Raw genomic sequence first — 21,267 nt, forward strand, 5'->3', positions numbered from 1 at the left:
CGATGTTGCACGCGTCATGCAGCGTACCGCAGAACATGCCGTCACGGCGGTGCTCGGACCGACCAATACCGGCAAGACCCATCTCGCGGTCGAGCGGATGTGCGGGCATTCGAGCGGGATGATCGGCTTTCCGCTGCGGCTGCTGGCGCGCGAGGTCTATGACCGCGTCGTCAAGCTCAAGGGCGAGAACCGCGTCGCGCTGATCACCGGCGAAGAAAAGATCGTCCCCAAGGACGCGCGCTGGTTCCTGTGCACTGCAGAGTCGATGCCGCTCGACAAGGATCTCGCGTTCGTCGCGCTCGACGAAGCGCAATTGGGCGCCGATCCCGAGCGCGGCCACGTCTTTACCGACCGCATTTTGCGCGCACGCGGGCGTGAGGAGACGATGCTGCTCGGCTCGGAGTCGCTGCGGCCGATGCTCAAGGCGCTGGTGCCCGGGATCGAGATCATCAATCGCCCGCGCTTCTCGACGCTGAGCTATGCCGGCGCGAAGAAGATCAGCCGGCTGCCCAAGCGCTCGGCGATCGTCGCGTTCAGCGCCGAGGAAGTGTACGCGGTCGCCGAGATGCTGCGGCGCTTGCGTGGCGGCGCGGCGGTGGTGATGGGCGCGCTCAGCCCGCGCACGCGCAACGCGCAGGTCGCGATGTTCCAGGCGGGCGAGGTCGATTATCTCGTCGCGACCGATGCGATCGGCATGGGGCTCAACATGGACGTGGCGCATGTTGCTTTTGCCAGCCTCAACAAGTTCGACGGCCATCGCCAGCGGCGGCTGCGCGTCGCCGAGATGGCGCAGATCGCCGGGCGCGCCGGGCGGCACCAGCGCGATGGGACCTTCGGCGCTTTGGTCGAGGAAGGGCCGGGGGCGTTCACGCCCGAGGAAGTGTTCGCGATCGAGGAGCATCGCTTCCCGCCGCTCGAGCAGCTCTATTGGCGGCAGGGCGAGCCCGATTATGCGAGTGTCGATGCGCTGATCGAAAGCCTCGAGCAGCGCCCCGCGCACCGCGTGCTGTGGGCGGCGCCGCAGTCGACCGATCTCGCGGTGTTGAAGCGGATGGCGGAGGAGCCCGGCGTGCGCGGGCGGTGTCGCTCGCCGGCGATGGTCGCGCGGTTGTGGGCGGCGTGCGGCGTTCCCGATTTTCGCAAGCTCGGTGTCGATCCGCACACGCGCTTCGTCGCGCGGCTGTTCGGCTATCTGAGCGAGGGCAACGGCCACATTCCGCACGATTGGTTCGCTGCCGAGATCGCGCGGCTCGACAATGTCGCGGGCGATGTCGAGACGCTGGCGGGTCGGATCGCGGCGGCGCGGAGCTGGTCGTACATCGCCAACCGCGCCGACTGGCTGGCCGATCCGGCGCATTGGTCGGCACGCGCGGGCGCGGTCGAGGAGCGGCTCTCGGATGCGCTCCATGTGAGTCTCACGCAGCGCTTCGTCGACAAGCGCACGACGCTGCTGATGCGCCAGATCGGCGCCGATCCGCGCGCGCTGCCCGTCACGATCGGCGCACAGGGCGAGGTGATGGTCGAGGATCATGCGATCGGGCGGCTCGACGGCTTCCGCTTCGTCGTCGCGCCCGATGCGCGTGCGACCGACAAACGGCTGCTGCTCGCCGCTGCCGAACGCCGGCTCGGCGACGAACGCGCGCGGCGCGGTGTGGCGCTGGCCGAGGCGGAGGATCACGCGCTGGCGCTGTCGGCCGAGGTTGGCGCGGTGCCGACTTTGTTGTGGGGCGAGCTTGCGGTCGCGACGCTCGCGCCGGGGCCGACGGTGTTGCGACCGCGCGTGTTGCTCGACCGCGCGCTCGACTGTCTGAGCGTCGAGGCGCGTGGGAAGATCGAGGCGCGGCTGAAGCTGTGGCTGGGCGGGCAGCTCAAGCGGAGCGTGCCGGGGCTGGTCGTGCTCGACGGCGTCCAGCGCGATCCTGCCGCGAGCCCGGCGTCGCGCGCGGTTGCCGCGGCGCTCGTCGCGCATGGCGGGATCGTCGCGCGCGCCGATATTGCGGTGGCGGTCGACGGACTCGATCCGGTGGCGCGGAAGGCGTTTCGCGGGGCGGGGTTCACGATCGGCGCGCTCGACCTGTTCGATCCGCGGTTGCTCAAGCCGGGCGCGGCGCGCTGGCGGCGCGTCCTGCTCGCCGCACGCAATACGCAGCCGGTGGGCGCAGGGCCGCGCGAAGGGGCGACGGTGCTCGACCGTGCCGCGCCGGGCGCGACGCTGGCGCATGGCTATCGCCCGGTCGGCGCGCAGGCAGTGCGGATCGACTTGATCGAACGCATCGCGCGGGCGGCGCATGACGCGCGCGGCAGCCAGGGGCGCAAACCGTTCGTGCTCGATCCGGCGCTTGCGCTCTCGATGGGGCTGACGCGTGCGACGCTCGAGCAATTGATGGGGGGCTTCGGCTTCCGCCCCGCGCCGAGCGCCGACGACACGCTGCGCTGGAGCTGGCGCGGCCGCCCGCCGGTGCGCCCTGCGCCACCGCCGCGCGACACCGCGATGGCAGGGGCGATGGCAGGGGCGATGGCGGGCGCGTTCGCCGTGCTCGGCGGACAGGCGGAGTAAGGCTTGGGCGAATCGACGCACACGATGCGGCTCGACCGCTTTCTATGGTTCGCGCGGATCGTCAAAACGCGCGCGATTGCGCAGACCATGGCGGCGAGCGGTCATGTCCGCGTCGATGGTCGCGCGGTCGACAAGCCCGCGACGCTGGTGCGGATCGGCAGCGTCATCGCCTTTGCGACCCCCGCCGGCCGGGTTCGCGCGCTCCGCCTGCTCGTGCTGCCGCAGCGCCGCGGTCCGCCCGAGGAGGGGCGTGCGTGTTACGACGAGTTGCTCGAAAATACGCGTCCGACGCGCGCAAGCGTTGACGGCGGTGACGCTCGGGCATAGCAGCACAAGCGTTCGTACTCCGGGAGTGTTTTAATGACCTACGTCGTCACCGATGCCTGCATCAAGTGCAAGTACATGGACTGCGTCGAGGTGTGCCCGGTCGACTGCTTCTACGAAGGCGAGAACATGCTGGTGATCAATCCCAGCGAGTGCATCGATTGCGGCGTGTGCGAGCCCGAATGCCCCGCCGAGGCCATTCTCCCGGACACCGAATCGGGTCTCGAGCAGTGGCTCGAGCTCAACACGACCTTCTCGGGCCAGTGGCCCAACGTAACGCGCAACGCTAACCAGACGCCGGCCGATGCCGATGCGTGGAAGGGCAAGCCGGGCAAGATGGAGTTCTTCTCGCCCGAGCCGGGCGCGGGCGACTGAAGTGTCGCGAATCGGGGCAGAACTCGGCCTCGATCCGCGATTGCACGCAAAAGCAATGCGCAATGACGTCGCGAGTGCGACGTTTAGCTGGTAATTTTATTACGACTCTGTTAAAAGGACAGGGACGCAAGCGCCATCGCGCGCGCTTTCGGCACGGAGACGTACAACAACACCCACATCCGCACGTGCTCTGCAGCTTTTCTGCCGCGGATGCGTTGCACCGGATACCCGGTCCACAGAAAGGTCTTACGGAATGGCTGCCAAGGCGCTGTCCTTCGACGTCGGCGATTATGTCGTTTATCCCAAGCACGGTGTCGGCCGTGTGATCGAGCTCCAACGGCAGGAAATCGCCGGCATGCAGCTCGAACTCTATGTTCTGCGGTTCGAAAAAGAGCGCATGACGCTGCGCGTGCCCACCAACAAGGCGGAAAGCGTCGGGATGCGCAAGCTCTCGAGCGACAAGACGTTGCGTGAAGCGCTCGACACGCTGACCGGCAAGCCGCGCGTCAAGCGCACCATGTGGTCGCGTCGCGCGCAGGAATATGAAGCCAAGATCAATTCGGGCGACCTCGTGTCGATCGCCGAAGTGGTCCGCGATCTGTTCCGAGCCGACGACCAGCCCGAGCAGAGCTATTCCGAGCGCCAGATCTTCGAAGGCGCGACCAGCCGCCTCGCGCGCGAACTCGCCGCGATGGAGCAGGTCGACGAGCCGACCGCACAGGAAAAGATCCTCGAGATCCTGCGCAAGGCCGCCGCGATCCACAACAAGGACAAGGCTCCGGCCTGATCCTTCGCACCATCGACGTGCCATCAGGGGGCGGCCGGCGACGGCTGCCCCTTTTTTGTTGCGCGACCGGTTCGTCAGTGTATTGTTGTTGCAACACACAGGAGTTCCGTCATGCGCGTCCTTCCGTTTCTCATCGCCGTCCCGCTCGCAGCGTGCTCGTTCAACAGCGACGCATCGCCCCCGGGTGACTCGGGCCCGTGTGCGACGCGCAGCTTCGCGATCGCCGATTTCACCGGCGTCGCGCTGCGTGGGTCGAACGATGTCGACGTGCGCGTCGGGTCGGGCTTTTCGGTGCGCGCGCAGGGGCCCCGCAGCGAGCTCGACAAGCTCGAGATCGTGCGCGAGGGCGACACGCTCCGCCTCGGGCGCAAGAAAAACCTCGGCGGCTTCAGCTGGGGTTCCAAGCAAGACCGCGTGAAGATCTTCGTGACGATGCCGCGGATTGTTGCGGCGCGGATTGCCGGGTCGGGCAATATGGCGATCGACCGCGTCGCGGGCGCGCGCTTCGACGCCGATGCCGCAGGCTCGGGCGATCTCTCGATCGGCGCGCTTGCCGTGCCGCAGGCCAAGCTGGCGGTCGCCGGATCGGGCAATATCACCGCCAAGGGTGCGGTCGAGCGGCTGGCGATCGATGTCGCCGGCTCGGGCAATGTTGCCGCGCGCGGGCTCAAGGCGCGTGGCGCGACGGTGTCGATCGCCGGATCGGGCGACGTCACCGCCGATGTCAGTGGCGAGGCGCGGGTTTCGATGGTCGGCTCGGGCAATGTCGATCTCGGGCCGGCGGCGCATTGCACGACGACCAAGGTTGGCTCGGGCGAGGTGCGCTGCGGAGGCTGATCGGGGGCGGCTGATCGGGGTCGGCCGATCAGGCTTGCGTGGCGCGGCACTTGCGCGGATGGTCGCGGCGATGTTGCGTTTCCTGACCCTTGCCGCGCTCGTCGCGGTCGTGCCGGCGCACGCCGCCGAGCGCAGCTATTTCATCGGGGACTTCGACCGGATCCGCGTCGAGGGGCCGTTCGACGTGCGGCTCGCGACGCGCGGCACGCCTGCCGCGCGCGTGACTGGCGCGACCGACGGGCTCGACGTGCATGTCGATGCTCGGGTGCTGACGATCCGCGGGACGGCGCGCGATTCGGACGGTTCTTCCCGGGCGGGCGCCGCCGACCCGCCGACGATCTATGTGCGGACGACCGATCTCCGCGGTGCGGCGGTGATCGGCGGGGGCAAACTCGTCATTGCCGGGCCACTGCGCGGGGCGCGCGTCGACCTGCAGATTTCCGGCAGCGGATCGATCACCGCGCCCGAGCTCGCCGCCGATCAAGTCTCGGTGACGCTCGTCGGCGCGGGCGCGATGACGCTTGGCGGGCGGACCGCGCGGTTGCGCGTGCTCAGCACCGGGGCGGGGTCGATCGATGCGAGCGCGTTGCTCGCCAACGAAGCGCTGTTGCGGCTCGACGGATCGGGCGCGACGCAAGCCAATGCGCGCTACGTCGCCGATGTTGTGACGACCGGGCTCGGTGCGGTAACGGTTTCGGGCAGCCCGAAATGCAAGGTCAAGGCGCCCGCCGGTGCGCCGGTGACGTGCGGCGGCAGCGCGCCGTAAGCGGCGCTAGACCAATCCCAGCGCCGACAATTTGGCGAGCAACGCGGTCGGCATGACATCGCCCGCGACCATCCCCGCGCCGAGATCGGCGGGCGCATCGCCTGGCTCGAGATAGCGCCAGCCCTGGTGCGCGCGCTTCGGCCGGCCTTCGGTCAGCACCAGCGCCGGGTCGATATGGATCGCGACGCGCCCGCCCTCGGCCTCACCGAAGCCGAGGATCGGCGAGCGCGCGACGAGCGTATGCTTGATGATCCAGTAGAGCGAGCCGCCGGGCGTTCCGACGATCTCCTCATGCCGTTTGGGCAGATAGCGCGTCGTCAGGAACACGGGCCCCTCGGCACCGCGCTGGCGCAGGCGTTCGTCGAGATGGTCGAGACTGGTCGCGCCGAACGCGACCTTGGTGAGATGAAGCGGCACCCGTCGCAGATGGGGCAGCGCGCGCTCTGCGCCAACCCCGAAAGGCTCAATTCTCGCGATCGGCGGCGTAATGGCTCACGACGAGCGCGACGAGCAGCGATCCGGCGATCGCCACCGCGGTCTCGCTGAGCGAGTGGGCGTTCCAGTCCCACACTTCGAGCCCGGCATAGCCCGGCATGTTGGCGCGTCGCCCGGCGCCGAATTGCTCGATCCATTGATATTCGCGCTGTGTGATCTCGCGCATGATGCACACCGCCGACCCCGCAAAGCAGCCGAGCCAGATCGCGCCGCGCGTCGGCACCGCGAGCCAGCGGCCCAGCGCCCAGCAGAGCAGCTGAACCCCGATCGACACCGGCAGGTGGTTCCACATGGGCCTAGCTGCCGAGCCCGAACAGCGTCGCGAGGCCGAGGAACGAGAAGAAGCCCATCACGTCGGTCATCATCGTCACGAACACCGCCGACGACACCGCGGGATCGATATCGAGCCGGTCGAGCGTCACCGGGATCAGCACCCCCGACAGGCCCGCGATCAGATTGTTGATCACCATCGCCATCGCAATGACGATCGCCAAATGCATGTTGCCGAAGATCAGGAACGTCCCGATCCCGATCAGCGTGCCGAGCATCGCGCCATTGGCGGCGGCGATGCGGAATTCGCGGTAGATCATCCGGCCGGTGTTCGAACTGGTCAGCTGGTTGGTGGCGAGCGCGCGGACCATCACCGCGAGCGTTTGCGTGCCGGCATTGCCGCCCATCCCCGAGACGATCGGCATCAGCACCGCGAGCAGTGCAAAACGCCCGATCTCGCCTTGGAACAGCCCGACCACCGAGGCGGCGAGCATCGCGGTGCCGAGATTGACCACCAGCCAGGTGATTCGCGTCCGCACCGTGAGATGGATCGGCTCGTTGATGTCGCCGTCGCCCGCGCCCGACAGGCGGAGGATATCCTCGCCCGCCTCTTCGGAGATGATGTGGACGATGTCGTCGACGGTGATCATCCCGACCAGCCGCCCGACCGGATCGACCACGGCGGCCGAGATCAGCGCGTATTTCTGGAAGCGCAGCGCGACCTCTTCCTGGTCCATGTCGACCGGGATCAAGGTCTGTTCGCGCTGCATCACGTCGCCGATCGCGATGCCGCGCGGCGTGCGCAGGATCCACGACAGCGCGACGGTACCGACGGGCTTGTGCGCCGGATCGACGACGAAGATTTCCCAGAAGTCCGTGGTCAGCTCGTCATGCTGGCGCAGATAGTCGAGCACATCGCCGACCGACCAATGCTCGGGCACCGCGATCAGCTCGCGCTGCATCAAGCGACCGGCGGTCTCCTCGTCGTAACTCAGCGCCTCTTCGATCGCGGCGCGATCGTCGGGGTCGAGCGCGCGGAGCACTTCGCGCTGGTCGGCGGGCTCCATGTCCTCGATGATCGCGACGGCGTCGTCGGTATCGAGCTCGGAGGCGATGTCGGCCACCTGCGTCGCCGACAGCGCGTCGATCAGATCCTCGCGGACATAATCGTTCATCTCGGCGAAGACGTCGCCGTCGAGCAAGTCGGTGATCGCGGTCGCGAGCGCGGCACGGTCCTCGTGCGGTGTCAGTTCGAACAGATCGGCGATGTCGGCGGGGTGGAGCGGCTCGACCAGCGCGCGCGCCGCCGCGGCGTCGCCCGACTCGACTGCATCGCGCACCGCGCTGACGAAGGCGGGCTTCAATCGGTCGTCTTCGTCGAGTTGGGCGGTATCGAGCTCGGGCTCGGTCAGGTCGGTCTCGCTCACCATGGACCTCCTTGGCCGGTAATCCTGGCGGTCTAGCGGCGTGCGGCAACAAAGCCAACGCCGCTTCGTTGGGCTGTGCGGCGGCGGGCGATTTGCCAGCCGTGCGCAGCCTCGCTAGGGCGGCGCATCCCCCATTTCCAGGAGTCCTCCGATGGCCGATCTTCCCGAAACCCTCACGTTGACCCTCGATAGCGGCGGCGACGTCGTGATCAAGCTGCGCGGCGATCTCGCGCCGCAGCACGTTGCGCGGATCGCCGAGCTCGCCAATGCCGGCTTCTACGACGGCGTCGTGTTCCACCGCGTGATCCCCGGCTTCATGGCGCAGGGCGGCGATCCCACGGGCACCGGCATGCACGGCTCGAAGAACCACCCGAACCTGCCCGCCGAATTCTCGAAGGAGCCGCATGTCCGCGGTACCGCGTCGATGGCGCGTGCGCAGGATCCGAACTCGGCGAACAGCCAGTTCTTCATCTGCTTCGACGATGCGCGCTTCCTCGACAACCAGTACACCGTCTGGGGTCAGGTCACGTCGGGCATGGAGCATGTCGACGCGCTGCCGAAGGGCGAGCCGCCGCGTAGCCCGGGCAAGATCGTAAAGGCGCACGCCGAGTAACGAGGACGCCCTAAAAGCCCTCTCCCGCCTTTGCGGGAGAGGGTTGGGTGAGGGCCTTCTTCTAATCGACGCCCGAAAAGCAGAAGACCCTCACCGACTACGACTAGGGCCGCGTGAAGAACGCGACCCAAGTCTTCGTAGCCTCTCCCGCGAAGTGGGAGAGGGCGAAGGTTTCAAACCCCCGGATCGGCGATCGTCGCGATCAGCCAGTCGTGGAACAGCCGCACCGGCTTCTGCGTCAGCGCGCGCGGGCGGCATGCGAACCAATAGCTGTACGGGCTCTCGACCGGGATATCGAACAGCCGCACGATTCGATCGTCGCGCGCTTCCTCGAAATGGCTGGCGTGCATGAAGGCGATGCCGAGCCCCTGCGCCGCCGCCTCGAGCATCAGCGCGCCCGAATCGAAATGGTCGATCGCGAGCGGCTCGAGATCGGTCAGCCCCGCCGCCGCACGCCACGCGCTGAACGTATCGGGCATGTCGCGGTGCACCAAAGCGGTCAGCCCGGCGAGCTGGTCGGGGCTGGTGATCGGGTTCTGCCCTTCGATCAGCGCACGCGCACCGATCACATAGACCTGGTTGCGATCGAGCCGCTTGGCATAGAGCGCCGGGTCGATGTCGCGCGCTAGCGCGATGACCGCATCGAGACCTTCGCCGAGCCGCGAGAGCAGGTGCGCCGCGGTGTCGATGTCGAGGTGGAGTTCGGGATGCTGCGTGCGCAGCTCGCCGAGCCGCGGGAACAGCTTCTGCGACGCCCAAAGCGGGAGCAGCCCGAGTCGCAGCCGCAACACGTCGGTATTGCTCGTCATCACTTCGACCGCGTCCGACAATTGGTCGAGCGCGGGCGCGATCTGTTGCAGCAGCCGGTCGCCATCGGCGTTGAGCACGACCGCCTGGTGGCGGCGCTCGAACAGCGGGCGGCCGATAAAGCGCTCGAGCGCCTGGATCCGCCGACTGAGCGCGGGCGGCGACAAGGCAAGCTCCTGCGACGCCGCCTTGATCGAACCGGTGCGGGCGACCTGCACGAACGCTTCGATTGCGGTAAGGGGCGGCAGTCTGCGCATCGTCGGCTCGTTCCTCCGTGACCTATGACATCGTTATCTTGTGCGACGCACCAAGATACCGTTCGCTCTAACCCCACCATTCCCCGTGGCGGGGAAGATTGCAACGATTGCAGAAACGACAATCGCAATCAGTTCTTTCGCACTTGCAACATAATCGGTCGTGCTGCATTTAGACGGTGCCTTTCAGGCATCCTCTCCTAAAACTTTCAAGGCCGATCCCTCCGGGGGTCGGCCCTTTTTTTGTCCAGCGCACGCCGCAGTGCCGCCCTCGTATTCGCGGAACCGCATGCCTATCTCGCGCGCTCACCGGGTTTACGCGAGGAACAGATAGCATGGCGGACGTCGAGACGCCGATTCGGAAATTGCAGGTCGCCAATGCGCGGCCCGAGGATAGCGGGCGCGGGCTCGCGCATGTGCCGCGCGCGATGCTTGCCGCGCTCGGGCTGGGCGAGGGCGATGTCATCGAGATCGTCGGCAAATCGTCGACGCCGGCACGCGCGGTCGCGCCCTATGCCGAGGACGAAGGGCTCGACATCATCCGCATCGATGGTCTGCAGCGCGCCAATGCGGGCGTCGGCTCGGGCGATTTCGTCGAGATCCGCGCGGTCGAATCGAAGGCGGCGACGCGCGTGATCTTTGCGCCGGCGCAGCAGAATTTGCGGCTGCAGGGCTCGTCGAACGCGCTGAAGCGCACCTTTTTCGGCCGCCCGCTGACGCAGGGCGACGTCGTCGCGACCGCCGGGCAGCAGCGCGTCGACAACATGCCGCCGGGCGTCCAGAATATGCTGCGCGCGCCGGCCTATGCGCTGCAGGAGATCCGCCTCGCGGTGATCTCGACCGTGCCGAAGGGCGTGGTGCATGTCGACGAGACGACCGAGATCGAGCTCCGCCCCGAATATGAGGAGCCCAAGGAAGCGCGCCGCGCCGACGTCACCTATGACGATATCGGCGGGATGGGCCCGACGATCGACCAGCTGCGCGAGATGGTCGAGCTGCCGCTGCGCTACCCCGAGCTGTTCCAGCGTCTGGGCGTCGATCCGCCCAAGGGCGTGTTGCTGCATGGGCCGCCCGGCACCGGCAAGACGCGGCTCGCGCGCGCCGTCGCCAACGAATCGGCGGCCGAGTTCTTCCTGATCAACGGGCCCGAGATCATGGGCTCGGCCTATGGCGAATCGGAAAGCAAGCTGCGCCAGGTGTTCGAGGAAGCCGCCAAGGCCGCACCCTCGATCGTCTTCATCGACGAGATCGATTCGATTGCGCCCAAGCGCGGGCAAGTGTCGGGCGAGGCCGAGAAGCGGCTCGTCGCGCAGTTGCTGACGCTGATGGACGGGTTGGAAGCGCGCGCCAATGTCGTGGTGATCGCCGCGACCAATCGCCCCGAGGCGATCGACGAGGCGCTGCGTCGGCCGGGCCGGTTCGATCGCGAGATCGTCGTTGGTGTCCCCGACGAGCGCGGGCGCCGCGAGATTCTCGGGATCCACACGCGCGGCATGCCGCTCGGCGACCGGGTCGATCTGGATGAGCTGTCGCGCACGACCTACGGGTTCGTCGGGGCCGATCTCGCCGCGCTCGCGCGCGAGGCGGCGATCGAGGCGGTGCGCAAGCTGATGCCGCGGCTCAACCTCTCGGAAGGGACGATCCCGCCCGAGATCCTCGACACGCTCGCCGTGACTCGCGAGGATTTCGTCGATGCGTTGAAGCGCGTCCAGCCAAGCGCGATGCGCGAAGTGATGGTCGAGGCGCCGCGCGTCCGCTGGGACGATGTCGGCGGGCTCGACGATGCGCAGATGCGGTTGAAGGAGGGCGTCGAGCTTCCGTTGAAGGACCCCGATGCGTTCCGCCGGCTCGGCATCCGTCCGGCCAAGGGCTTCCTGCTTTATGGTCCGCCCGGCACCGGCAAGACGCTGCTGGCGAAGGCGGTGGCGCGCGAGGCGCAGGCGAACTTCATCGCGACCAAGTCGAGCGACCTGCTCAGCAAATGGTATGGCGAGAGCGAGCAGCAGATCGCCAAGCTGTTCGCGCGCGCGCGCCAGGTCGCGCCATGCGTGATCTTCATCGACGAGCTCGATTCGCTCGTTCCCACGCGTGGGAGCGGGATGGGCGAGCCGCAAGTCACCGAGCGTGTCGTCAACACGATCCTCGCCGAGATGGACGGGCTCGAGGAGCTGCAGTCGGTCGTCGTGATCGGCGCGACCAACCGGCCCAATCTGATCGACCCGGCGCTGCTGCGTCCGGGCCGGTTCGACGAGCTAATCTATGTCGGCGTGCCGAGCCGCGATGGGCGTGCGCGGATCCTCGCGATCCAGACCGCCAAGATGCCGATCGCCGAGGATGTCGATCTCGATGTGCTCGCGGGCCGGACCGATCGCTTCACCGGTGCCGATCTCGAGGATCTGGTGCGGCGTGCGGGGCTTACCGCGCTGCGCGAATCACTCGAGGTTCGCGAAGTGACGATGGCGCATTTCGAGACTGCACTCGGCGATTCGCGCGCCTCGGTCACGCCTGAGCTCGAGCGTGAATATGAGACGATGAAAGCGCGGTTGAAGCAGGACGCGACCTCGCTCCAACCGATCGGCTTCGCCTTCCCGCCGCGCGCGAAGGAAGGCTGACCTGCCTCCCCCCTCCCTTCGAGGGAGGGGGGAAGGTTAGCGTGCCTCGCGCAACTTCGCCCAGGCATAGCCGAACAACGCCATCATCGCCGCGCCCGCGACGAGATACGGCAGCGAGTGCTGGAGCTCGTAAAGCCCCACCCCGATCGACGGGCCGAGCACGAACGCCGCGCCGTTGACCGAAGTGACCTTCCCCGCGACCGCACCTTGCGCGGCATGATCGACCGCAAGCGACGCGCCCGCGGTGAACGCGGGGCGGGTAAAGCCGAAGCCGACGCTCGCCAGCGCATAGGCGCAGGCGATCGTATAGAGCGAGGTCGCGACCCCGGTCAGCGCACACCCCAGCGCCGCGATTACCAGCCCAGCCAGCATCATCCGTCGCGGGCGCAGATTGAGGTTGGGGATGATCCCCCATTGCACGAGCAACGCCGCGCCTGCGCCGATCATCAGCACGATCCCGGTCGGTTGCAGCGCTTGCGCCGGGGCGAGGTGCAGGCGGTCGATCACGAGAAAGCCGATCGCTTGCCCGGTCATCGCCTGGCCGTGGCCCGAAACGAGGCCGGCGATCATCCAGCCGCGGATCCGCGGATCGGCATAGCCGACCGGTTCGCTGTGCGGTTCGGTCGCGGCGGTAATGCTCGCGCCCGAACTTTGCCCGCCGATCGAGGGATAGGCGTTGGCGGCGCCGTGGAAAGCACCCGGGTCGTCGCTCTGCGTCGGGCGATCGTCGGCGAGCATGCGGTGCACCGCAAACGACACGCCGAGCCCGAACAGCGCGAACAGGAACGCTGGGCCGGCGAGCCCGATCTCGACCCCGCCGAGCGATCCGAGCACGAGGAACGGCGCGAGCGTTGGCCCGAGGATCGTGCCGAGCCCGAACGCCGAGCCGAGCAGCGTCAGCGCCTTGGTGCGCTCGGCGCGCGTCGTGTTGCCCGCGACGAGCGCTTGCACCGCGGGCGGCGCCGCCGATCCGAACGTGCCGTAGATCAGCCGCCCCGCGATGAAGCACAGGAACGCCGCGGTTCCGCTGATCCAGCCGTTGATCCCGGCGGCGAGGAACACGCCGCACGTCACCAGCGACACCGAGAAGCCGCCCATGCCGAGCAGGATCATCGCGCGTCGCCCGTGGACGTCGGAGCGCTTCGCCCAGAACGGCGCGGCGATCACCCAGAGCAGTGCCGACACCGAAAAGGCCGCGGCGACCGCGCTGTCGGGGACTTTCAACGATCGGCCAAGCGCCGGGAGCACCGACTGCATCGCGGTATTACCGGCAGCGATCGTCAGCATCACCGTAAACAGCAGCGCGAAGTCGCGATCGATCCGGGCGGCCGACTTCATTTCTCGCGTCCGAAATTGAGCTGCTTGGTGATGTTATAGTCGAGCACCGTCATCACGAAGAACGCGGCAAACTGGCGCGTGCGCGTCCACCAGTCGGTGTTTTCGCGATAGGCTTGCGCGGTGATCCGCTCCGATTGGCCGACCTCGCCATCGACATAGCCGCGGACATGCGCGGCGAACGCCGGATCGTCGATCCGCAGCATCATCTCGAGATTGAGGAACAGGCTGCGAATGTCGTAATTGGCCGAGCCGATATAGACGACGTCGTCGATGAGGAAGAGCTTGGTGTGGAGCTTGGTCGGCTGATATTCGTAGATTTGCACGCGTTTGCGCAAGAGGCCCGCATAGGTGAAGCGCGACGCCCAGATCGCCGCGCCATGATCGTTCTTCGATGCCAGCACGATCCGCACCCTCCCGCGCAAGCCAGCGCGGTCGAGCCGGCGCAGCATCCCCGGATTGGGCGCGAAATAGGCCGAGATCAAATCGACCTTGGCGGCGCGCTCGAGATCGCGCTTTACCGCCCGCGCCCACGGCGACAGCCGCCGCGTCGGCCCGCCAAACAGCCAGCGCACTTGGCCGTCGGGCTCGCTCCACGCCTTCAACGCGCGGCGCAGCGCGCGCAGCGGTGGCTTGGGCTGCTTCGACCAGTTGGACAGCGCGTCGAAATAGCCGGTGATCCGCTGCGCCGCCGGCCCTTCGATGAGCAGCCCGAGATCGCGCCACGCTTGCTCGGCGGGGGTGCCGAAATAGGCGTCCTCGACATTGAACCCGCCGATGATCGCGCGCGCCTCGCTGCTTTCGCCGTCGGCAAGCGCGAGCTTCTGGTGGTTGCGCAGCAGATAGCGCCGGCCCCAGCGCGGGACGAAGCGGCACACTTCGACGTTCGCGTCGCGCAACGGCTCGAAGAAATGGTGGCTCTCGGCGACTTCGCTGCCGAGCCCGTCGACCACCAGCGCGACCTTCACCCCGCGCTCGGCGGCGCGGATCATCGCGGCGCGCACCTGTGCACCGGCGTCGTCGTCGACATAGATGTAATAGATGATGCGCAGCGTCGCCTTCGCGGCGTCGATCAGCGCGATCAACGTGTCGAGCCGGCGGGGGCCGGTGTCGAGCATCGTCAGGCGATTGCCTGCGACGGTGAAACTGGGCTGCGGGGCGGGCTCGGACATGTGCGCCGTGGTGATGCGAATGCCGGGTTTGCGCAAGTCGTTGACCGCATCTCACGCTCCCGACTAGGCAGATCGCCTAACACGAAGGTCGCCGATGCTGCTCGCTTTTGCTCTCCAGGCCGCTGTCGTTGTGACCCCGCCCGGGCCGCCACCCGCGGCCGATTCGTTCGGGGAGCGCGCCTTCGCGCATTTCTCGCGCGAGCCTGTATTGTCGCACGTCAGCGAGAGCGTCGATGCGGCGTTCTCGACCGAGCCGCGCCCGGATGCTCCGATCGGCTATGCCCTGCGGCTCACGCGACGCGAGCCGTCGCATCCCGCGACGATCGTCTGGGCGGAAAGCCGTACATGTCCGGCGGTCCGTCCGGCGCTGATGGCGATGCGCGCCGTCGCTATGCCGCATCCCTATGTGTCGGGGATCGACCCACCGGGCGCGATGGTTGTCGACGGGACCGAATATCGGCTGCGCGCGGAGGCGGGATATGCGCACGGACGTCCGGCCTGGATCGATATCGGCACCAACCGCGATACGCCGCTGGCCGCCTGGGTCGATCACAGCCTTGCGGCACTCGCGCGGTGCTGGTCGCCAGTGCCGCCGGGCCCGGCCCCCCGCGTTTTCTTGACTCCGTAGGGCTTTCCTCTTAGGGCAACGCCTTTCCGACCCTCGTCGTACAAGTAAGGAAGCCGTTCATGGCGCGCGTCACTGTCGAAGATTGCGTCGACAAGATTCCCAACCGCTTCGATCTCGTCCTGTTCGCCGCCCAGCGCGCGCGGCAGATTTCGGGCGGTGCCGAGATCACGATCGATCGCGATCGCGACAAGAACCCGGTCGTCGCGCTGCGCGAGATCGCCGAGGAAATGGTGCATCCGCCGACGCTTAAGGAATCGGTGATCCAGAGCCTGCAACGCGTCCAGGTCGACGAAGACGACGTCGCCGATGCGGTCGGCTCGCTCGCGGCCTCGGCCGAGGCGCTGCGCCTGACGGCTGCTGCCCCGCCGCGCAACCAGAACCTCGGCGCTGATTACGAAGGCTGAAGCCCACGGCTGACGCCCACGGCTGACGCGAAAGCGTTAGCTGCGGATAGCCGAATCCCCGACCGCAGGGCCTCGGTGCCGACCGGCGACGTGGGGTTGCCACGCGCTGTGCGGCCCCTAGTTCGCCTGTTCCCGCAAGACTGTCGCCAGCGCCGCCTTTCCCAGCGCGGCGACGTCCTCATGCGGATCGCGATACCCGCCATGCACCAGTCGTGCGACGCGCTGCAGCAGCGGTTGCGGCGCGCCGCTGCTTCGCGCCGCTGCGGTAAAGGCATTTTCGTCCCATGGCGCGCCTGCCTTGACGCGCGCGAACAGCGTCTTGTTGACGGCGTGCAACCCGTCGCCTTTCCCAGCCCGCAGCGACTCGTCCAGCGCCAGCCAGATCAGCATTCCGCACTGATACTGCAGGTCGAAATTGCCGTTCGCCGTGGCGCGATCGAGCGGAGCGACGGCCAGCCCTGTCGCGCAAGCGGTTTCGGCACTGCGCACCCGGCTTGCGACATATCCGCGCTCCTCCTTCCCGCGCTGCGTCAGAACGAGCGCGGCCATCGCATCGGCGCCACCTTCGTGGATCCACGCCGCGGTTTCATCACCCGCGAGCTTGCCGACCCTGTCCTGTTGGAAGAGGTGCGCCGCTTCATGCGCGAAAAACCAGTCGAGCCAGAAAGGTGCCTCGGCTGTTACCCGTTCGCGCGCGTTGGCGCCGTCGAAATGCATGAAGATCTGACCTGGTAGTGTTCCGCCCTGGGTCGAGGCATGGCCGTCTTTGCGGGGGCGGGCGTCCATGGAAACATAGAGCTCCGGACGGAAGGACAGTGCGCCGTAGATGCGCGCAAACGCGGTCATCGCGCGGGGCAGCGACTGTCGCAAATGGTCGCGCGCGGCGGTGGGCAGGCCGGGATCGATGATCGCGATAAAGCCGTCCGCCTCTTCCGGCATCAGGTTTCCGACAAAAATGTTGGTGCCGTCGTCGCGGCTGACGAAGCGGGTCTGATCGGCAACGCGCCGCCCTTCGACGCCGATTGTCTTTCCGGGTGCGGCAATGGTGATCGGCAAAGCGTCGGTGCCAGCGCACGGGATGCGCAGGCAGGCATGAAACTGGCCCGAATGGATCAGGACACCGCCGTCGCTGAACGGCGAGAAGGGCGCGTAGCTCTTTGGCAAAGCGCGGTACCGCGCGGGAAGGGTGAAGCGCACGACGCGGAAAGGGCCACCGTCAAAGCGCTCGATCCGCTCGCCAGTGCCGTCCTGCATCCAGCGGAAACCGGCCGATTGCGGATGCCAATCCTCCGGCCGATATCCGCCCAATGCCTGCGCGAAATGCAGCGCTTTAGTCGCGGCCGTCATGCGATACGTTGCGACGACGGTCTCATCGGGCTGACTGGCGAGGTCTAGTGCGATCGGCGCCCCGGCATCTGGGATGAAGCGGCTGGTCGAGACACACGATGGCAGCGCAAGGCAGAGAAACAGTACCGCCAGGGCGGCTTTCGGGGATGCCGGCATTGTGCACCTCGGGCCGAAGCGGATGTGGCGTGAGCATCCGTTCTGCACCGCGGATTAGCAACCGCTAATCCGCTGCGCGACCCTTGAAGCCCTGAGCGACGACGTACCATTCGCTCGACGCCTTGCGGCTGGCGGGCGGCTTGGCGTGCTTCACGGTCGTGAAGTTGCGCTTCATCTCTGCGACCAGCGCGGTATCCGCGCCGCCCGCAAACACCTTGCCGACGAACGCCCCGCCGGGCGCGAGCACGTCGATCGCGAACGCCAGCGCCGCCTCGACGAGCCCCATCGTGCGCAAGGCGTCGGTCTGCGGATGCCCGACGGTGTTGGCCGCCATGTCCGACAGCACCAGATCGGGCGTGCCGCCAAGCCCCGCCATCAGCCGCTCGGGCGCGACATCGTCCATGAAATCGAGCTGGAGGATCGTCACCCCCTCGATCGGATCGACCGGGAGCAGATCGATCCCGACGATCGCCGCCTTGGGCACTTGGCGGCGGACGACCTGCGCCCAGCCGCCCGGTGCGAGCCCGAGATCGACGACGCGGCGCTTGCCCTTCAAGAAGCCGAAGCGCTCGTCGAGCTCGGTCAGCTTGTACGCCGCGCGGCTGCGGAAGCCGTCGGCCTTGGCACGCTTCACATAGGGGTCGTTGAGCTGGCGTTCGAGCCAGCGCGTCGATTGCGCGGTGCGCTTGCGCGCGGTCTTGACGCGGACGCGCAGTCCGCCGCCGTCGTTGCTCATGCCGTACTTCCCATCAATCGCCGGAGAATGCCTTCGCGGATTCCGCGATCGGCGATGCCGAGCCGTTCGGCCGGCCATAAATCCATGATCGTCTCGAGGATCGCGCACCCCGCGACGACGAGATCGGCGCGCTCGGTGCCGATGCACGGCAATTGCGCGCGCTGGCGCAAGTCCATGCCGGCGAGATCGCGGCTGATCCGTCGCATCGCGGTGGCGGGCACGATCAGCCCGTCGACTTGCGCGCGGTCGTAATGCGTCAGCTCGAGATGGACGCTCGCAAGCGTCGTCACCGTGCCCGACGTGCCGAGCAGCCGCGGTACCGCAATCCCGCGCGGCAGCCGCGCGGCGAACGGCGCCATGCTCTCGGCGACGAGGCTGCGCATCTTGGCATAAGCGGCGGCGCGGCCTTCGGCGCCGCCATCCTGCCCCGGCGGACCGTGCCCGGCGCTCTCGGTCAGCGACACCACGCCCCATGGCGCGCTGTGCCAGTCGAGCACGCGCGGCGTCTCGGCGCGCGTGTCGACGAGCACCAACTCGGTCGATCCGCCGCCGATGTCGAACACCAAAGCCGGGTCCTCGCCCGGCTCGATCAGCGCATGGCATCCCAGGACCGCAAGCCGCGCCTCTTCCTCGGCGGTGATGATGTCGAGCAGGATCCCCGTCTCGGCATAAGCGCGCGCGATGAAATCGCCGCCGTTGCTCGCGCGGCGGCACGCTTCGGTCGCGACCGCGCGCGACAGGGTGACGTTGCGGCGGCGCAATTTGTCGGCGCAGATCTTCAGCGCGGCGATCGTCCGCTCGATCGCGGCATCGCTCAGCCGTCCCGATCCGGCGAGCCCCTCGCCGAGCCGGACGATTCGCGAAAAGGCATCGACCACAGCGAACCCGTCGCCCTGCGGCCGCGCGATGAGCAGGCGGCAATTGTTGGTGCCGAGGTCGAGCGCTGCAAAATGCCGCGGTTCGCGACCACGCGTCGCGCCGCCCCGCGCCGGGGGAGTCCTGGCGACCTGCGGCTTGGCGGGCGGCGGCCTGCCGGGGGGCTTTCCGTTGGACGGCGCCGAACGGGCAGGTTTCGCCTGCCGGTACGGCACATCCGGCGATCGATCCGCCATGCCGTGATACTCGCTTATTCTGTTCTGCCGTCGCGGCTCGCCGGATGGCGCGCCGTTCGGTGCTTGACGGCGATCCTAGCTCAAGCCCCGAGATGCGGCAAGCGATGCGCGGGCGACTTCACGCGATCGGTTGACAGCCACTGCACACCCCCGTAGATCGCGGCCCGGCGTTGCCCCGTCGTCTAATGGTAAGACTGCGGTTTCTGATACCGCCTATTGAGGTTCGAATCCTCACGGGGCATCCAGCCATTGTCCGCTCAGTCTAGCGGAGCACATTCCAGCATATCAAATCGACCGCTGGCGAAGCCTCTGTCCGGGCTTGCGCGCGTATTTCGTGGGTGCAGGCTCGGCGCGGGACTGTGGAAGCGGAGCGTGTTTGTCGCGACGCGCGTGCAGCAATTCCCCTAGGAGGAACGGCAGGTGGCGAAAGGCGCACCTTTTCCCCAGTATCCGACTGTCGTTTCCCCGAATTACGCGTGTTAATAATATGCTTGTGCAAATACCGATAAAATAAGTGTTTAGTTTCAGGCTGTGGGCGTGATAAACATTCTCTTGCTTTGTACAGTGCATACGCTCGTCTTTGCGGGGGGATTATGCGCAACACTGTTAGAAATCTCTGCGTCTGGCTCGTCATGGTGCTGTTGGCGGGTGCCACCCCAGCGTTTGCGCAGGCGACGCGGACTTGGATTTCCGGGGTCGGCGACGATGCCAATCCATGCTCGCGCACGGCGCCGTGCAAAACCTTCGCCGGGGCGATCTCCAAGACCGCAGCGGGCGGCGAAATCAATGTCATCGATTCGGGCGGTTTCGGTGGCGTGACGATCACCAAGTCGATCACGCTGCGCGCGGTCGGCGTGGAAGCAGGGGTGCTGGTCGCCGGTACGAACGGTATCGTCATCAACGCTGCGGCGACCGACAAGGTCGTCCTCGAAGGGCTCGACCTCGAAGGGCTCAAGAATGCCGGTTCGGTGCCGCCTTTGTCGGGGGTGTTGGTCACGCGGGCGGCGGAAGTCCTCATCCGCGACTGCGATATCCGCAATTTCGATACCGGCATCCTGGTCCAGACCGTCGACCAGTCGCGAGTGACCGTCGATCAGAGCCTGCTGACCGGAAGCCTCAATGGCATCATCGTGAACTCCACGCCGGGCTTTGGCCATGTGAAGCTGTTCAATTCGCTGCTGGTTGGGAATACCACCGACGGGGTCAAGGTCACCGGTGCGGGCAACGACGTGTTCATCGCGAACGACCAGATCCTGGGAAGCGTCAAGTCGCTGGATATCCTGTCGGGCGGTGTGGTTCGCTCGTTCGGCAACAACGTCATTCCGACCGGCGATCCGCCGACCACGACGACGCCGCTGCAATAAGCGGCGACGCTGGCCCGCGACCGATCGCGGCGCGCGGTGGAGGCAGGCGGGTTGCGGCTCAATACGCGATATGACTCAGCGTCGAGGCAAAGGCCTGCAGGATCCGATTGCGTATCGCCGCATCCGCCATGACCTCGGCAAAGCTCGGGATATCGTCGCGGCGAAAGCCGGTCTTCTCGCGGGCCGTGAGCGGGCGATGGCGAAGCCCCGTCCGGTCCGAGATGTCGATCAGGCTCTGGTCCAGTTCCTCGTAGCGATAGAGGCGGTCGACGATCAGTGTGCCATCGTCATCGGTGTAAAGGCCGTCGTCGACCGGGAATTCGCCTTGATCGACATAGTCGCGCCAGCTTTGCGGTCCGGTCGCGCTGTAATGGTGCGGCGAGTGGCGCAGCATCGCGTAGTAGGACAGCGATTTGTCGACAGGATGCCGCTCGAAGGCGAATTTATAGGCGGAGACGAATCGCTCCGGCTGCGCGACCCGGATCTCACGAGCCGGCATGTGATTATAGTAATGCGTCCAGTTGCGTGGCGCGTGAAGTGGGTTGGCGGGATAGATTGGCGTGACGATCGCAGTCGGACCGCACGCTTCCGCGAGATGCACCTCGAGCGAAGTTCCGGCGGTTTTCCGAGTTTTGATGAAGATGAAATTCGGCTCGAAGGAAACAATTGCCACTGCCCACCTCGCGATCATGATGGTTTTTCGAACTGATTCTCGCAAAAACCGATTTTCAAACCTGCATATTCCCGATCGGTGACGATCGCGCCACTATTGTTCCAAAAAGTAATCGATAAAGTATCTGAACGTCTTAGGTTAGTATCCGAGTAAGGGGGAATCGTATTATCTGTCGATATTGCGGTTTGTTATTTTTCGGGTCGTCGGACGGCACCG

The 21,267-nt window shown here is 66.9% G+C and carries 21 protein-coding genes and 1 tRNA gene; 12 read left to right on the forward strand and 10 right to left on the reverse strand.

Features of this window, described 5'->3' with window-relative positions:
* The first annotated feature begins 16 nt into the window (after nucleotides 1–16).
* From ABIB28_RS08490 to ABIB28_RS08515, 6 genes are all read left to right on the forward strand, one after another.
* A complete protein-coding gene (locus ABIB28_RS08490; protein ID WP_354287775.1) occupies nucleotides 17–2,557 on the forward strand; it encodes a helicase-related protein in 2,541 nt (846 codons plus the stop codon).
* A gap of 3 nt (nucleotides 2,558–2,560) precedes the next feature.
* A complete protein-coding gene (locus tag ABIB28_RS08495; protein ID WP_416194475.1) occupies nucleotides 2,561–2,884 on the forward strand; it encodes an RNA-binding S4 domain-containing protein in 324 nt (107 codons plus the stop codon).
* Nucleotides 2,885–2,917: 33 nt separating this feature from the next.
* Nucleotides 2,918–3,256: a ferredoxin FdxA gene (gene fdxA / locus ABIB28_RS08500; protein WP_010184201.1), complete on the forward strand. Its 339-nt coding sequence runs from the start codon at nucleotides 2,918–2,920 to the stop codon at nucleotides 3,254–3,256.
* 253 nt (nucleotides 3,257–3,509) lie between these two features.
* Nucleotides 3,510–4,043: a CarD family transcriptional regulator gene (locus ABIB28_RS08505; RefSeq protein ID WP_133191064.1), complete on the forward strand. Its 534-nt coding sequence runs from the start codon at nucleotides 3,510–3,512 to the stop codon at nucleotides 4,041–4,043.
* Between the two features lie 111 nt (nucleotides 4,044–4,154).
* Entirely contained in the window at nucleotides 4,155–4,880 is a 726-nt protein-coding gene (locus tag ABIB28_RS08510; protein ID WP_354287778.1) for a head GIN domain-containing protein, read from the forward strand.
* A gap of 70 nt (nucleotides 4,881–4,950) precedes the next feature.
* Nucleotides 4,951–5,646, forward strand: a complete 696-nt coding sequence (locus ABIB28_RS08515) for a head GIN domain-containing protein (RefSeq protein WP_322161412.1) — start codon at nucleotides 4,951–4,953, stop codon at nucleotides 5,644–5,646.
* A 6-nt stretch (nucleotides 5,647–5,652) separates the two neighbouring features.
* On the opposite strand, the gene ABIB28_RS08520 is transcribed toward ABIB28_RS08515, so the two are convergent.
* Genes ABIB28_RS08520 through mgtE form a run of 3 tightly spaced genes read right to left on the reverse strand, consistent with a single transcriptional unit; the run spans nucleotide 5,653 to nucleotide 7,841 of the window.
* Nucleotides 5,653–6,063, reverse strand: a complete 411-nt coding sequence (locus tag ABIB28_RS08520) for a DUF1489 family protein (RefSeq protein ID WP_133191058.1) — start codon at nucleotides 6,061–6,063, stop codon at nucleotides 5,653–5,655.
* Nucleotides 6,064–6,109: 46 nt separating this feature from the next.
* Complete coding sequence (locus ABIB28_RS08525; RefSeq protein ID WP_354287781.1) at nucleotides 6,110–6,433, reverse strand: hypothetical protein; 324 nt, start codon at nucleotides 6,431–6,433, stop codon at nucleotides 6,110–6,112.
* A gap of 4 nt (nucleotides 6,434–6,437) precedes the next feature.
* Nucleotides 6,438–7,841 carry a magnesium transporter gene (mgtE, locus tag ABIB28_RS08530; protein ID WP_229839394.1) on the reverse strand — a complete coding sequence of 468 codons (1,404 nt, stop codon included), beginning with the start codon at nucleotides 7,839–7,841 and terminating at the stop codon, nucleotides 6,438–6,440.
* 148 nt (nucleotides 7,842–7,989) lie between these two features.
* On the opposite strand from mgtE, the gene ABIB28_RS08535 reads away from it, so the two are divergent.
* Entirely contained in the window at nucleotides 7,990–8,451 is a 462-nt protein-coding gene (locus ABIB28_RS08535; protein ID WP_133191052.1) for a peptidylprolyl isomerase, read from the forward strand.
* 173 nt (nucleotides 8,452–8,624) lie between these two features.
* On the opposite strand, the gene ABIB28_RS08540 is transcribed toward ABIB28_RS08535, so the two are convergent.
* Nucleotides 8,625–9,515 carry a LysR substrate-binding domain-containing protein gene (locus ABIB28_RS08540; RefSeq protein WP_189676586.1) on the reverse strand — a complete coding sequence of 297 codons (891 nt, stop codon included), beginning with the start codon at nucleotides 9,513–9,515 and terminating at the stop codon, nucleotides 8,625–8,627.
* 332 nt (nucleotides 9,516–9,847) lie between these two features.
* Between ABIB28_RS08540 and ABIB28_RS08545 the strand changes: the two genes are divergently transcribed.
* Entirely contained in the window at nucleotides 9,848–12,124 is a 2,277-nt protein-coding gene (locus ABIB28_RS08545) for a CDC48 family AAA ATPase (RefSeq protein ID WP_133191048.1), read from the forward strand.
* Between the two features lie 36 nt (nucleotides 12,125–12,160).
* On the opposite strand, the gene ABIB28_RS08550 is transcribed toward ABIB28_RS08545, so the two are convergent.
* Nucleotides 12,161–13,462 carry an MFS transporter gene (locus ABIB28_RS08550; RefSeq protein WP_133191046.1) on the reverse strand — a complete coding sequence of 434 codons (1,302 nt, stop codon included), beginning with the start codon at nucleotides 13,460–13,462 and terminating at the stop codon, nucleotides 12,161–12,163.
* Nucleotides 13,459–14,631, reverse strand: a complete 1,173-nt coding sequence (locus ABIB28_RS08555) for a phospholipase D-like domain-containing protein (RefSeq protein ID WP_354287784.1) — start codon at nucleotides 14,629–14,631, stop codon at nucleotides 13,459–13,461. Before ABIB28_RS08555 ends, ABIB28_RS08550 begins: the two co-directional genes overlap by 4 nt.
* A gap of 94 nt (nucleotides 14,632–14,725) precedes the next feature.
* Between ABIB28_RS08555 and ABIB28_RS08560 the strand changes: the two genes are divergently transcribed.
* Both ABIB28_RS08560 and rpoZ read left to right on the forward strand, forming a co-directional pair.
* A complete protein-coding gene (locus ABIB28_RS08560; protein ID WP_354287786.1) occupies nucleotides 14,726–15,259 on the forward strand; it encodes a hypothetical protein in 534 nt (177 codons plus the stop codon).
* A 59-nt stretch (nucleotides 15,260–15,318) separates the two neighbouring features.
* Nucleotides 15,319–15,663, forward strand: a complete 345-nt coding sequence (rpoZ, locus tag ABIB28_RS08565) for a DNA-directed RNA polymerase subunit omega (protein WP_133191040.1) — start codon at nucleotides 15,319–15,321, stop codon at nucleotides 15,661–15,663.
* A 117-nt stretch (nucleotides 15,664–15,780) separates the two neighbouring features.
* Here rpoZ and ABIB28_RS08570 read toward each other — a convergent pair whose 3' ends face one another.
* From ABIB28_RS08570 to ABIB28_RS08580, 3 genes are all read right to left on the reverse strand, one after another.
* A complete protein-coding gene (locus tag ABIB28_RS08570) occupies nucleotides 15,781–17,166 on the reverse strand; it encodes a hypothetical protein (protein ID WP_354287787.1) in 1,386 nt (461 codons plus the stop codon).
* A 64-nt stretch (nucleotides 17,167–17,230) separates the two neighbouring features.
* The gene (locus ABIB28_RS08575; RefSeq protein ID WP_133191036.1) at nucleotides 17,231–17,902 is read right to left on the reverse strand and encodes an RlmE family RNA methyltransferase; all 672 of its coding nucleotides are present in this window, start codon (nucleotides 17,900–17,902) and stop codon (nucleotides 17,231–17,233) included.
* Nucleotides 17,899–19,014 (reverse strand): Ppx/GppA phosphatase family protein, encoded by a 1,116-nt coding sequence (locus tag ABIB28_RS08580; RefSeq protein ID WP_354287789.1) that lies wholly within the window; start codon nucleotides 19,012–19,014, stop codon nucleotides 17,899–17,901. The genes ABIB28_RS08575 and ABIB28_RS08580 overlap by 4 nt, the downstream gene beginning before the upstream one ends.
* A gap of 171 nt (nucleotides 19,015–19,185) precedes the next feature.
* Between ABIB28_RS08580 and ABIB28_RS08585 the strand changes: the two genes are divergently transcribed.
* A tRNA-Gln gene (locus ABIB28_RS08585) sits at nucleotides 19,186–19,259 on the forward strand.
* 348 nt (nucleotides 19,260–19,607) lie between these two features.
* The gene (locus ABIB28_RS08590) at nucleotides 19,608–20,378 is read left to right on the forward strand and encodes a right-handed parallel beta-helix repeat-containing protein (protein ID WP_354287791.1); all 771 of its coding nucleotides are present in this window, start codon (nucleotides 19,608–19,610) and stop codon (nucleotides 20,376–20,378) included.
* 58 nt (nucleotides 20,379–20,436) lie between these two features.
* On the opposite strand, the gene ABIB28_RS08595 is transcribed toward ABIB28_RS08590, so the two are convergent.
* Nucleotides 20,437–21,096: a hypothetical protein gene (locus ABIB28_RS08595; RefSeq protein WP_354287792.1), complete on the reverse strand. Its 660-nt coding sequence runs from the start codon at nucleotides 21,094–21,096 to the stop codon at nucleotides 20,437–20,439.
* Nucleotides 21,097–21,267: the final 171 nt, after the last annotated feature.

The sequence above is a fragment of the Sphingomonas sp. UYEF23 genome (assembly GCF_040546165.1).
Classification (GTDB): domain Bacteria; phylum Pseudomonadota; class Alphaproteobacteria; order Sphingomonadales; family Sphingomonadaceae; genus Sphingomonas; species Sphingomonas glacialis.